The sequence below is a fragment of the Microbacterium sp. MEJ108Y genome (assembly GCF_000834175.1).
Classification (GTDB): Bacteria; Actinomycetota; Actinomycetes; order Actinomycetales; family Microbacteriaceae; genus Microbacterium; species Microbacterium forte.
On sequence record NZ_JXQX01000038.1, the window covers coordinates 403,817 to 416,202 of the forward strand.

General features: G+C 69.5%; 9 protein-coding genes. 5 read left to right on the forward strand and 4 right to left on the reverse strand.

All coding sequences use genetic code 11. The features are described from left to right. The first annotated feature begins 34 nt into the window (after nucleotides 1–34). A complete protein-coding gene (locus RU09_RS16800) occupies nucleotides 35–1,366 on the forward strand; it encodes a phosphotransferase (RefSeq protein ID WP_228385675.1) in 1,332 nt (443 codons plus the stop codon). Here the strand turns inward: RU09_RS16800 and RU09_RS16805 are convergent. Together RU09_RS16805 and RU09_RS16810 are read right to left on the reverse strand one after the other, a co-directional pair. Then, nucleotides 1,312–4,761 carry a UvrD-helicase domain-containing protein gene (locus RU09_RS16805; protein WP_042542187.1) on the reverse strand — a complete coding sequence of 1,150 codons (3,450 nt, stop codon included), beginning with the start codon at nucleotides 4,759–4,761 and terminating at the stop codon, nucleotides 1,312–1,314. The genes RU09_RS16800 and RU09_RS16805 overlap by 55 nt on opposite strands. Further along, nucleotides 4,758–7,994 (reverse strand): ATP-dependent helicase, encoded by a 3,237-nt coding sequence (locus tag RU09_RS16810; protein ID WP_042541980.1) that lies wholly within the window; start codon nucleotides 7,992–7,994, stop codon nucleotides 4,758–4,760. Before RU09_RS16810 ends, RU09_RS16805 begins: the two co-directional genes overlap by 4 nt. Before the next feature lie 186 nt (nucleotides 7,995–8,180). Between RU09_RS16810 and RU09_RS16815 the strand changes: the two genes are divergently transcribed. The 3 genes from RU09_RS16815 to RU09_RS18385 all read left to right on the forward strand — a co-directional run bounded on the left by RU09_RS16815 (nucleotide 8,181) and on the right by RU09_RS18385 (nucleotide 8,948). Further along, complete coding sequence (locus tag RU09_RS16815) at nucleotides 8,181–8,405, forward strand: DUF3107 domain-containing protein (protein ID WP_042541981.1); 225 nt, start codon at nucleotides 8,181–8,183, stop codon at nucleotides 8,403–8,405. A 7-nt stretch (nucleotides 8,406–8,412) separates the two neighbouring features. Beyond that, nucleotides 8,413–8,700 carry a hypothetical protein gene (locus RU09_RS16820; RefSeq protein WP_042541982.1) on the forward strand — a complete coding sequence of 96 codons (288 nt, stop codon included), beginning with the start codon at nucleotides 8,413–8,415 and terminating at the stop codon, nucleotides 8,698–8,700. A gap of 89 nt (nucleotides 8,701–8,789) precedes the next feature. Then, nucleotides 8,790–8,948: a hypothetical protein gene (locus RU09_RS18385; protein ID WP_197066113.1), complete on the forward strand. Its 159-nt coding sequence runs from the start codon at nucleotides 8,790–8,792 to the stop codon at nucleotides 8,946–8,948. On the opposite strand, the gene RU09_RS16825 is transcribed toward RU09_RS18385, so the two are convergent. Continuing rightward, nucleotides 8,945–9,658, reverse strand: coding sequence for a ferritin-like fold-containing protein (locus tag RU09_RS16825; protein WP_042542188.1), 714 nt, complete (start codon nucleotides 9,656–9,658; stop codon nucleotides 8,945–8,947). The two genes, RU09_RS18385 and RU09_RS16825, sit on opposite strands and share 4 nt — an antisense overlap. A gap of 167 nt (nucleotides 9,659–9,825) precedes the next feature. On the opposite strand from RU09_RS16825, the gene RU09_RS16830 reads away from it, so the two are divergent. Continuing rightward, nucleotides 9,826–11,349: a DEAD/DEAH box helicase gene (locus RU09_RS16830; RefSeq protein ID WP_042541983.1), complete on the forward strand. Its 1,524-nt coding sequence runs from the start codon at nucleotides 9,826–9,828 to the stop codon at nucleotides 11,347–11,349. Between the two features lie 97 nt (nucleotides 11,350–11,446). On the opposite strand, the gene RU09_RS16835 is transcribed toward RU09_RS16830, so the two are convergent. Further along, the gene (locus RU09_RS16835; protein ID WP_042541984.1) at nucleotides 11,447–12,322 is read right to left on the reverse strand and encodes a PHP domain-containing protein; all 876 of its coding nucleotides are present in this window, start codon (nucleotides 12,320–12,322) and stop codon (nucleotides 11,447–11,449) included. Between the last annotated feature and the right edge of the window lie 64 nt (nucleotides 12,323–12,386).

A 12,386-nucleotide genomic window follows, 5' to 3' on the forward strand; every position in this document is an offset into this window, starting at 1 on the left:
CGGGACCGCCCCTACGTCCACCTACCCTGGAGGCATGGGACGCTCTCCATTCACTCTAGCCGCGGCGGTGACTGCCGCACTGCCCGGCGCCGAGGTGACCGGGGCGCGCGCGCTCAGTGCCGACGGCGACGGCCGCTTCGACTCCGCCGTCGCCACGCTCGCCGACGGACGCGAGCTCGCGATCCGCGTGGCAGACGACGACGAGACCTCTCGGGAGCTCGCCGCCGAGGCCCTCGCCCTCAGAGCGCTGACGGCCGGTGCGCGGGCGATGCTGCCCTTCAGAGCTCCCGAGTACATCGGCGAGACCCGGCTGGCGGACGCACACGCACTGGTGACCGAGCTGCTGCCCGGTTTCCAGATCGAAGCCGCGATGGTGCCAGCGGGCCGGGGCGCCGCCGAATCGATGGGCGCGGCGATCGCCGCCGTCCACGCGCTTCCCACGTCGGTCGTGCGCGGCGCCGGTCTGACCACACGGTCTGCTCAGGAGAGTCGCGACGAACTCGCTCGACTCGTCGACGCCGCCGCATCGACCGGGCGCGTCCCCGCTCGACTCACGGTGAGGTGGCGCGACGCCATCGCCGACGACGACCTCTGGCGTTTCGAATCGACGGTCGTGCTGGGTGGAGTGCAGTCCACCTCGTTCATCTTCCGCGACGACCCGGAGCTCGGCCCCGAGGTCACCGGACTCGTCGGGTGGCATTCGCTGGCTGTGGGCGACCCGGCGATCGACCTCTCGTGGCTGTCGACCGCCCCTGATGCCGCAGATGACGTCCACGCGTCGTATGCTCGCGCCGCCGATCGCGGCCCGGACGCAGCACTCGAGGTGCGCGCTCGGCTGCTCGCCGAGCTCGAGTTCGCCCGCTGGCTGGTGCATGGGGACTCGCTGCACCGACCCGACATCGTCGACGATGCCGCCGCTCTCCTCGAGGCGCTCGCAGACGGACTGCACAGCGACGATCTCGGCGTGATCGCATCGCGCAACGAGGGTGTCGAGTCTGCTCTCGATGCGCTCGACCGGGTTCCGTCGAGCGCCGTCTCCGGGGTCGACACATCGATGCAGACCGACGCGTACAACCCGGACGACCTCTGGCGCGACGACAGCGACGCCCAGAGCACGAGCGATCTCAGTGAGACGGCGGATGCCGCCCATCGCCTCCAGGTGGGTGGCCTCGAGACCGAGGACCTGTCCGGGGTGCGCGACCAGCTCTCGGAAGACCGCGGTGCGGAGCAGCGCACGACCGGCGATGCTCATCATGCCGACAAGCCCGAGAAGGCGGATGGCTCCGACGAGGGGTCGCCGGAAGATGAAGCTCAGCGGGCCGCCCGAGCAGCGCTCCAGCGCTGGAAGAGCTCCGGCTCGGAGTAGACCCGGTCACCGCGGATGACGAGGTCGTCTGCGACGTAGTAGAGCGCGACATCGATCTCGTCGAGCGGCACGCCGAATCGGCGATGGTAGGCGAGGCGATACAGCGCGAGCTGCAGCATCCGCTCTTCCCGCTCCTGGGGTGTGCGCGGGGCCTTGCCCGTCTTCCAGTCCACGATCTCGATGCGCCCGCCCCGGTCCTCGCGTCGGTAGACCGCATCGAGCTTGCAGATGACGATATGGCCCTCATCGCCCGGCAGCGCGCCGCCACCCAGCGCGAAGTCGATCTCGATCTCGACCGCGATGGGCTTGAGGGATCCCCACTCGCTGGCCTCGAAGATCTCCTGCAGAGTCGAGAGGTCTGCGGCGTCGGCTGACGACACCTCCGCTCCGCCTGCGCTCTCGCCGAAGGAGAGGTCGTCTTCGTCTACCTCCCAGAGTGCCTCGTCGACGCGCTGGCCCACGCCGACCAGTTCGCTGCGCCGCTCGACCCAGGCATGGAACAGCGTGCCCAGGCGAGTCTGCCGATAGGGTCGCTCGGGCATCGGGCGGACGAGGGAAGACACCGTGCCGGCGAAGTCGGTGACGTAGTCCTTGAAGCGGGAAGCGGGCACGCGAGTCGGGGGTGGCGCATCGACGCCGTGCAGTCGAGCGGCACGCTCGGCGAGCAGACGGACCAGCTCCGGGGAGGCCACAGGGTCGCCCTCGGCGGCAGCGCGCACAGCTGCGGCCGCGGACTCGACGATGCCTCGCCGAGCACCGAGTGGGTCGAGCGGCCAGGTGAGCGTGGCGCCCGGACCTTCATAGGGGTTCTCGTCAGGATCCACGGGCTCGATCGGCCTGCGACCGAGCACCTCCATGGCCTCGATCAGGTACGGGCTCGGCGCCTTCGGCTGCTTCTGCCCCGCCCAGTGCGCTCCGGTCAGGAGCAGGTGGCTGCGCGCCCTGGTGACGGCGACGTAGGCCAGTCGGCGCTCCTCCTCTTGCTGATACTCGCGATAGGAGTCCTTGAAGACGGTGATCGCGCCCGGCGCCGTCTTGCTCTTGCTCGTCAGAGATGCGATCCCGGCCTTCAGCCGCTTGGCCGGATCGAGCTCCTCGTCAGAGGGGGCGATCCAACTGAACGTCGGCAGCGCCGCGCTGTCGCCGCGCAACGCGAAGGGCAGCACCCCGAAGCCGAACCACCCCGAGGTGTCCGTCGGTCGCGACGGCAGTTCCCCCTCGACCATGCGCACCACGGCGACCGCATCCCATTCCAGGCCTTTGGAACCGTGGACGGTCAGAAGCTGAACCACTCCCGGCTCCGGCGGCTCCGGGCGCGGCACCAGTTCATCCGTGCTCTCGGCCTTCTCGAGCCAGGCGAGGAGGCTCGAGATCGTCCCGCGCTCGTCGGCGGCGAGGAACGACCTGACCTCGTCGGTGAACGCACGCAGCTGGGTGGCGGCGATACGAGCCGGCCCCCTCGTCTCGTTCGCAGCGAGCTCGATGTCCAGACGCAGTTCGAGCTCGATGAGCCTCAGCATGTCGGGAAGCGGCAGCGACGAGGCTCTGCGAAGACGTTCGAGCATCTCCCCCGCTGCGCGTATGCGAGAGCGACCCTCCGGTGTGATGCCCGACAGAAGGCGGTAGTCATCGCTGAGGCCGCGGAGCACATCGACGGCGTCGATGATGGACAGCGCCTCGTCCGCGCCTCGTGACGCGCGGATGCGCTTTCGGAGTTCGTCGTCCAACGGCAGCAGACCGCTGTCTCTCCGCGAGAGCTCCGCTGCAAGCCCCTGCAGCGCGGCCATGTCGGCGACCCCGACCGAGAAGCGAGGGCCGACGAGGAGTCTGATCAGAGCTGAGCCGGCGGTGGGATCGTGCAGCACCCGCAGTGTCGAGACGACATCGACCACCTCGGGCGTGGCCAGGAGACCACCGAGGCCGAGGATCCGGTGGGGAATGCCCTGCGCGGCCAGGGCTGCCGCGAAGGTCTGCATGTGGCGCTTCGACCTGAACAGCACCGCCCCGGTGTGCGGCTTGGCTGGGTCGTCGTGTGCTGCACGACGCGCGGCGAACCACTCGGCGACCGCGCGCGCTTCCTCATCGACCGTGAGCGGGAAATCCACCTCGACCGCCCCGGGGCCCGCACCCGGGCGGGCCTCGAGGGGCGGCACGTCCAGCCCAGGTCTGCGAAGCGGACCGAGGATGCGGTTGGCGACGCCGAGGATGCTCCGGTCGTTGCGCCAGCTCGTCATCAGACTGTAGTTCCCGACGGTCTCCTGCTCGGAGAAGGTCCGCGCGAAGGCGTGCAGGTTGTCGGCGCTGGCGCCTCGCCATCCGTAGATCGACTGGTGGGGATCGCCCACCGCCATCACGGCGGAGTCTCGGAAGAGCCGTGCGAGGAACTGCGTCTGGATCACAGAGGTGTCCTGGTACTCGTCGAGCAGCACGACCTGATGCTGCTGTCGGAGATCTTCGCGCACATCGGGTGACGACTCGACGATGTCGTAGGCGCCGCTCACCTGGTCGGCGAAGTCCAGCACACCACGTCGTTCCTTCTCGGCGATGTAGTCGCGGACCAGCACCGACAGAGCGGGAAGAGCGCGAAGATTCGCCACCGCGGTCACGACATCCGCATTGCTCGAGTACGGCTCGAACGCCTCGGCCTGACGCAGCGCGATCCGGTCCGCGCGGTCGAGGTCGACCCTGTGGTCGAGCGAGTCACCGGCCAGCCTCTGCACCGCATCGACCACTCCCGCCACAGATCGGTCTATCTGTTCCAGCTCGGGGAGGTCGGCGCGCAGCACGACGTCGCGCACCAGCATCCAGGACGCCGCCTGACTGAGCATCGCGACGTCGGACTCGCGGCCGATGCGCGCCGCGTGCTCGCGCACGATGCCGTCTGCGAATGCGTTGTACGTCGATACCTTCGGACGGATCAGCAGGTCCTCGGCCGACAGGGGGGCCGAGTCGCCCGCGGTGCCGAAGCGCTGGGCGAGTTCATCGAGCACCTGCGATCGGACGACCTCGCGCTGACGGCCGTTCGCTGCTTTCGACACGCGATCGAGAGCGTGGCTCGCCACGATCTCGGGAAGGTGCGGCAGCAGCCCCCTTCTTCCGTATTCGTCGATGAGCGCCAGCCTGGCGCCGATCCGCTCGGCGAGCTCACCGGCGGCCTTGCGGGTGAAGGTCAGCCCGAGAATCTGATCGCGGCGCACGTGCCCGTTCGCGACGAGCCAGACGACGCGACCGGCCATCGTCTCGGTCTTGCCGCTGCCCGCTCCCGCGACCACGAGCGCAGGTGCGGGTGGCGATTCGATCACCCTCTGCTGCGCCTCCGTGGGCGCCGGGAGGCCGAGAGCGGCGGCGACGTCCAGTGCAGAGATCCCGTGCCCCGCTCCCGTCCACGCAGTCACGCGCTCACCGCGGCGACGGTGTGGATGCGGCACGGCTGGACCCGCCATTGGGTGTCTGCGCAGTGCGCCTCGACGTGCGCGGTGAAGCTGGACGCCGACATGCCTCGCGCGGCCTCGGCGATGCGTCCGAGGAACTGCACCCGCTCTTCGCCGGCGAGGGTGTGCTGGTGTGCGACGCGGAAATCGCTCCCGGCAAGGGTCTTGGCGACCAGCACGAGCCGCGCTCCGGCCAGCGCCGCCGGATCCGCTCCCTCGATGAGCCCCTCTTGCACAGCCACCTGGTATGCGGCGAGCTGCGCGTGGTCTGCGACCTTCTGCTCGCTCTCCGGCTCGTACTTGCCGGTCTTCAGATCGACCACCACGACGCGTTCTCCTCCCTGCGCATCGGCCATACGCGTCCATCTCTGCCCTCGGGCCTTCGCATGCTCCCCGCCCCCGGCGGTGTACGCCTCGACCCTGTCGATGAAACCGTGGACGATCGCGTGGTGCGGGTGGGGGTCGTCCGGTTCGGTGCTCACCGGGCGGACAGCAGGCGGGACGCCGATCTCCTCCGGAACCTCGACCGCGAATCGGAACTCGACCTCCCCGGCGATCACGCGACCGCCTTCCTCTGCCACGTCCGAGAGATAGCTGTGCAGTCGATCGATGTACAGGTCGGCTCGACGACGCTCTTTCCTGCCGATCCAGGCCGTCTCGAAGTCGAGCTCGGGCCAGTGCTCGGCCAGAACGTCGCGAAGGCGATCCAGTTCCCCGTCGGGCACCTGCTCCATCGCTTCATGGATGATGGTGCCGATACCCGCCGACGGCGGCATCACGGTGTCGCCGCCGAGCGCGGAGACCGCCCAGTTCAGCTCGCATTCCTCGAACGATTCCATGCGTGACGGCGACACCCGAGCGGCATCGACCGCGAGGTCGTGCAGTGGGGCGTCGGTCGTCGGCGGAGCCACGCCGTACCACTCGGACGGGTCCGCGCCCGGCACGCCCTCTCTCGCGAGCACCGCCAGCTGCGCGGACGCGTGCTCTCGCGCGGCCGGGGAGGTCGAGGTCGTCAGCACCCGGCGATGACGGGCGACGAGCCCGCGCAACGTGAGCGGATGCTCCGCCGATGCATGCAGCTCGGGCGGATCGGGCGGCGGGAGGAAACCGAAGAACGGGCTGGGCATCAGGTCGTCGTCGTCGACCGCGGTGACCAGGAGCCGGCGGCGCGAGCGAGAGATCGCGCGCACGAAGAGCCGCAGTTCGTCGTGGAGTGCCGCGCGGCGCCGGTCGAGGGTCTCGGGCGGGTGCTCGACGGTTCCGGTGCGGGCGGCGAGCAGCGCATCGGCGAGGCGCCAGGTCTGCAGCATCCCGCCGCGCAGACGCACGTTCGGCCAGATGCCGTCCTGCACTCCGGCCACCACGACGGCGTCGAACTCGGTGCCGAGCGCTGTCGCAGGTGTGAGCAGGGTCACCCGTCCCGGCCGATCGGGACTCGACAGGGAGTCTTCGGGCACCTCACTGTCGAGGATGTCGCGCACGAACACCTCGGGCTTCTCATTCGGGGTGCGTTCGACGAACCGCTTCGCCGCACCGAACAGGGAGACGAGGGCGTCGAGGGCTCTCGCGGTCTCCGCACCGCTGGGCTGCAGCGACATCTCGCGCCACGCGACCTGGAGCTTGCGCCCGTCGACTGCCCTGGACTGATCCCAGACCCGCCACAGAAGATCGTGGATCGTCTCGCCGTCAGCCGCCGCGGAGGCCACCTCGGCGATGGTCGAGGCGAAGCGCGCGGCCAGGCGGGATTCCTGCGCATCGATGAGAGTGAAGTGGTCGGGCGCGGCCAGCGCCTGGCGCAGCAGCTCCCGAGCCGGCGTGGACCCGCCGAGGTCGAGCTCGATATGACGCAGACGTGCCCGCAGACGCCGGAGACCGATCGCATCCATGCCGCCGAAAGGAGTGCGGAGCGCCTCCTCCCAGTCCTGGGAGGTCCGGTCGTCAGGTGCGGTGAGGGCCAGGCGCACGATGCCGACGATGTCGCGCACGATCGGCTCGGAGCCGAGGGGCCGCTGCACACCCGCGGCTCTCGTCGGGATCTCGCGTGCCGCGAGCTCGGACTCGAGGTGCGTCACCTGCCGGGTGTCGTGCGCGATCACCGCGATGCGATCCCACGGAACACCGTCTGTGAGATGCCATTCGCGCATGACGCCGGCGATGCGGTCGAGCTCTTCGTGCGGCGACGGCGCGATGAAGGTGCTGACGTCGGTGGGGGCGCCTGATTCCTGTGCGTCGAGCGGTTGGGGGGCGCGTCGGTGGTCGATGCGGCCCGACGCCCCGATCGCCTGAGTGACGGTGCGGGTGAGCGCGGTGAGAGCGGGCGCCTGCCGATGGGGCCTGTCGAGGACGTGCACCTCGCCGAGCGCGGCGGCGAGCTGAGCGAACAGCTCCGGGCTCGCACCGCGGAAGGCTCCGGAGGAGATGTCAGGGTCGCCGAACGCGAGCACTGCCGTGCCTCGCGCGCGCAGCGCCTCGACCATCGCGATCCCGCCACGTGTCAGCTCCTGCGCGTCGTCGATCAGCACCACCCTGAGATCCGCGAGGGGCCCCAGGACAGTCGACTCGGCCGTCTGCAGGATCGTGCGCGCCTCGGCGAGCAGATCTGCGGCGTCACGGTGGGATGCCCGCGCCAGATCGAGCACCGCGCGGTACTCGACGAGGAAGTCGGCGACGGCCGACCAGGCCGCATCGTCGGCCGCGCGCAGCTCCACGGGCTGCGCGCCGAGCTCGACGCACTCGGCGAGGAACGCACGAAGCTCGGAACGGAAGCCCTTCGATGCGCGAACCGCGGGGCTCAGCGCCTGCGGCCATACGATGCGCTCGTCTTCCGCATCGCCCGCGAGCAGCTCGGCGATCAGACGGTCCTGGTCCGCCCCTGTCAGCAGGGCCGGCGGCTCTGCTCCTGCGCGCACCATCGCTCCGCGCACGACCTGGAAGGCGAACGATCCGAGCGACCTGGCCAGCGGGCCGGGGGTGGCCTGACCGATTCTGACTCCGATGCGGTCGCGCAACGCGGTGGCCGCCTGCCTGCTCGGCGTGAGGACGAGGAGCTGCTCGGGGCGCATCCCGACGGTGTCGAGCAGATGCACCACACGCTCGGTGAGGGTGCGGGTCTTGCCCGTTCCGGGCGCCCCGATGATGACACCGGATGCCGACACCTCTGCGCCGATCACGGCGTTCTGCGCGGCGTCCTCTGTCATGTCCTCCACGCTACTGCGGCGCACGGACATCGCCGCCCGCCGCCGTCTCACGACGCTGTGCGCTCAGGGCGAAACCCACCCGATCGGCGGATCCCGTCGTCTCGCCGCCCGGTAGAGTTGGGCGCAGTCGTCGACCTCCGAGGTCGACTCGACCACAGCATCGTCGACTGGAATACAGGAGTACGCGTGGAAATCCGCATCGGCATCATCAACACCGGCCGCGAGCTCAGCTTCGAGACCGCTTCGAGCGCGGACGAGGTTCGCGCACAGGTCTCCTCGGCTCTCGAGCAGAACACCTCTCACCTGAGCTTCGCCGATGTGAAGGGCAACTCCTACCTGGTTCCGACCGCGAACCTCGCGTACATCGAGCTCGGCACCGAGGAGTCTCGTCGCGTCGGCTTCTTCGCCTGACGCCACGATGTACATCCTCCTCGCTCTCGTCGGAGCGTGCGCGCTCGGCATCGCGGCCCACTACATGATCGGTGGCCGGGAGCTGCGCGGGGTCGCACTGACGCCCGCGATGGCCACGGCCCTCGCCGCGCTCTTCTATACGGGCATGCAGTGGCTGGGCGTCGGAGAGGACAGCATCTGGCTGTGGCTCGCGAGCATCGTCGGATCCGTCGCGGTCGCCGCAGGCCTCACGGTCGCGATCGTCGCGTCGCGCCGTCGGTCGGACGCATCGGCCAGGGCCGCGCTCGGCATCTGAGCATTCGTGAGCGAGCGTCGCACGCTGCGGTGGATCCGCGTCAGCGTCGGCGTGCTGATGCTCGGCCTCGTGGTCAGCGGTGTCATGTCGTGCCGCTCGCGCTCATCGCCGGCAGCATCCGGGGCATCCCGCTCGGCTGGCAGCTCATCGACATCTCGTTCGGCGTGGTGGGCGCAGTCCCCGCCGTCGTCGCCTGGCGTCTGACCCGGCGGCTCGAGCGGATGCGCACGCAGACCGCTGCGGGCTAGGAGGCCAGCCCCATCGCGTCCATGCGACGCGCGTGCGCGCCCATCAGCTCGGTGTAGACCAGCTCGACGCGGTCTTCGCTCATGGCGGCGAGTTCGGGCTGACGCAGGGCTGAACGGCACACCAGGATCGTGTCGCCGACCAGGCGGCGCGCCCACATCGACAGGAGCGATCGCCACTCCCCGTCGCCGTCGATGGTCTCCTGGATGATCGCGACGATCTCGTGACGGGCGTCGTCCTCGCCCAGGATGGCTGCCACCCGCTCGCCGGTCTCTCCGTAGCTCGAGGCGAGCGCGAAGTAGAAGTCGTCGAGCATCCCTGCGGTGATGTAGACGGCCAGCAGCGTCTCACGTGGACGCGCCCCGATCGTCTTGCGACGGAATGCATCAAGGTTCTCGCGGAACGGGAGCATGAGCTGCGTCGGATCGTCACCGCGCTCGGCGATCAGGTCGACGATTGCCCGATGCTTCGTGAGAGCGGCGCCGGCCGCGCGAGACAGGGATTCCTTCTCGGAGAGCTCGGGCGTCGCCCTGATCAGTCGGGTGAGCGTCTCGAAGTAGCCCAGCTGCAGGTACGCGGCCTGTCCGAGGAATCGTGGCAGCTCCGGCGCGAGTTCGGCGAAGTCGACGCGCGTCGCCGCGCCTTGATCCCCTCGACTGCGCAACGTCAGTGTGCGCCGGGGCGTCCTTCGCTTCCAGAACCAGTTCACCACGGGGTTCACAATACTCGGACGAGAGGGGCCTTCCGGGCGCCGCCACCCCCTCGGGTAGGCTGTCGGTGTCCCCGCCGTCGGAGCGGGGCCCGCGCCTGTGGCACAAAGACGGCGTGGATCCGTGAACGTGGCGATCCTCGCAGGTCGCCGGACAGGCACTCTGAACATTGACAACCTTCGCTGATCTCGGAATCGATCAGGACATCATCGACGCACTCGCCGCCAAGGGCATCGTCGACGCCTTCCCCATTCAGGAGCAGACCATCCCCCTCGGCCTTCCCGGCCAGGACATCATCGGCCAGGCCAAGACCGGCACCGGCAAGACCTTCGGATTCGGCATCCCTGTCGTGCAGCGACTGGGGCTCAACCCCGAGCACGGCGTCAAGGCGCTCATCGTCGTTCCCACCCGCGAGCTCGCGGTACAGGTGTACGAAGACATCGACCTGCTCACGAGCAACCGCTCGACCAGCGTCGTCGCGATCTACGGCGGCAAGGCCTACGAGGGTCAGATCGACCAGCTCAAGGCCGGCGCGCAGATCGTCGTCGGCACGCCGGGTCGTCTGATCGACCTCGCCGGCCAGCGCCTTCTCGATCTGTCGAACGCGACCGAGGTCGTGCTCGACGAGGCCGACAAGATGCTCGACCTGGGCTTCCTCGCCGACATCGAGAAGATCTTCCAGAAGGTCCCCGCGGTGCGGCACACGCAGCTGTTCTCGGCGACCATGCCCGGCCCGATCGTCGCGCTCGCTCGTCGGTTCATGTCGAACCCGATCCACATCCGTGCCAGCGACCCCGACGAGGGTCTCACCCAGGCGAACATCAAGCACCTCGTCTACCGGGCTCACTCGCTCGACAAGGACGAGATCATCGCGCGCATCCTGCAGGCCGAGGGCCGCGGCAAGACCGTCATCTTCACGCGCACCAAGCGTGCCGCGCAGCGCCTGGTCGACGAGCTCTCCGACCGCGGATTCAACGTCGGCGGCGTGCACGGCGACATGGGCCAGGATCAGCGCGAGCGCTCGATGGCGGCCTTCAAGGCCGGCAAGCGAGATGTGCTGGTCGCGACCGACGTCGCCGCCCGCGGCATCGACGTCGATGACGTCACCCACGTGATCAACCACACGATCCCCGACGAGGACAAGACGTACCTGCACCGCGTCGGCCGCACCGGTCGGGCCGGCAAGACCGGTATCGCCGTGACGTTCGTCGACTGGGAGGACCTGCACAAGTGGGCGCTGATCAACCGCGCCCTCGAGTTCGGCCAGCCCGAACCCACCGAGACGTACTCGTCCAGCCCGCACCTGTTCGAAGACCTCGACATCCCCGCCGGCACGAAGGGCCGTCTGGTCTCGGCGCCGAAGACGCAGTCGGTGAAGACCGAGCGGGCTCCGCGCCCCGAGCGTGCGGCAGACGTGGCTGCAGAGGGCACCGACGAGGGCGGCACCCGTCGCCGTCGGCGTCGTCGGGGCGGTTCGACCCCGGTGGGTTCCACGTTCGCAGAAGGCGCCTCCGAGGCTCCCGCCGACGACTCGCAGTCCACGACGTCAGCCGACCGCAGCGCCGAAGGCGCCGGCACCCACGACGGCGCAGGCAAGGAGCACCACGACGGCAAGCCGGCTCCCACGCGCCGTCGCCGTCGTCGTCGCGGCGGTTCGGGCGGAGCGGGAGCGGCTCCGGTCTCCGGAGCCTGATCGACCTCAGAGGGGGCGGATGCTGCAGCAGCGGCATCCGCCCCCTCTGCCGTCCCCCTCGGCACACCGCGCGAAGCGGTCGACGGAACGCCCGGCGTCAGGCGTAGCGCGGTGCGGTTCCGCTCGCGCGCTCGATGAGCCGCTGCACCATCTCGTCGGAGGTCGTGTTCTCGCCCGGCAGGTTCGGTTTTCCGGTGCCGTGGTAGTCGCTCGAGCCCGTGATGATCAGGTCGTGCTTCGCCGCGATCGCATGCAGCGCCTTCTTGCCCGACGCGGTGTTCTCGCGGTGGTCGATCTCGAAACCGCCCAGACCGGCGGCGATCAGCTGCTCGATGAAGTGCAGGGGCATCATATGGTCGCGGCCGACGGTCGCGGGGTGCGCGATGATCGCCACTCCCCCGGCATCCGTGATCAGACGCACCGCGGTGAGCGGATCCGGAGCGTAGTGAGGCTCGTAGTAGCCCTCACGCGGATGCAGGATCCCGTCGAACGCCTCGGTGCGATCGCGGACGATTCCCCGAGCGACGAGAGCGTCGGCGATGTGCGGGCGGCCCACCGTCGCGTCGAGCGTGGTCTGGGCGAGGACATCGTCCCAGTCGAGGTCGTAGTCGCGACCGATGCTGCGGACGATCCTCTCTGCTCGGCCGATCCGATCGCCCCGGATCCGATCGGTCTCGGCTGTGAGCGCCTCGTCGAGCGGGTCGAACAGGTAGCCGAGCACGTGCACGCTGCGCCATTCGTGCTTCGCCGAGAGCTCCATGCCGGGGATGAACGTCATCCCCAGTCCTGCGGTGGCCGCTGCCGCCTCGTCCCACCCGGTGCTGCGGTCGTGGTCGGTCAGCGCCACGGTGCGCAAGCCGTACGCGTGCGCCTGGCGCACGACCTCAGCGGGCGTCTCTGTACCGTCCGAGTGATTGGAGTGCATGTGCAGGTCGGACGGACCGGCGAAACGGCGTGAGGGAGCGGAGGCCATGCTCCGAGCGTACCGACGACCGCGGACGCCGGTCGCGCATGCCGTCGCTCTAGGGACTTCACAG

Coding starts and splice junctions, on each gene's coding strand:
- RU09_RS16800 (WP_228385675.1), top strand. CDS start 35: ATGGGACGCTCTCCATTCACTCTAGCCGCGGCGGTGACTGCCGCACTG.
- RU09_RS16810 (WP_042541980.1), bottom strand. CDS start 7,994: ATGACAGAGGACGCCGCGCAGAACGCCGTGATCGGCGCAGAGGTGTCG.
- RU09_RS16820 (WP_042541982.1), top strand. CDS start 8,413: ATGTACATCCTCCTCGCTCTCGTCGGAGCGTGCGCGCTCGGCATCGCG.
- RU09_RS16835 (WP_042541984.1), bottom strand. CDS start 12,322: ATGGCCTCCGCTCCCTCACGCCGTTTCGCCGGTCCGTCCGACCTGCAC.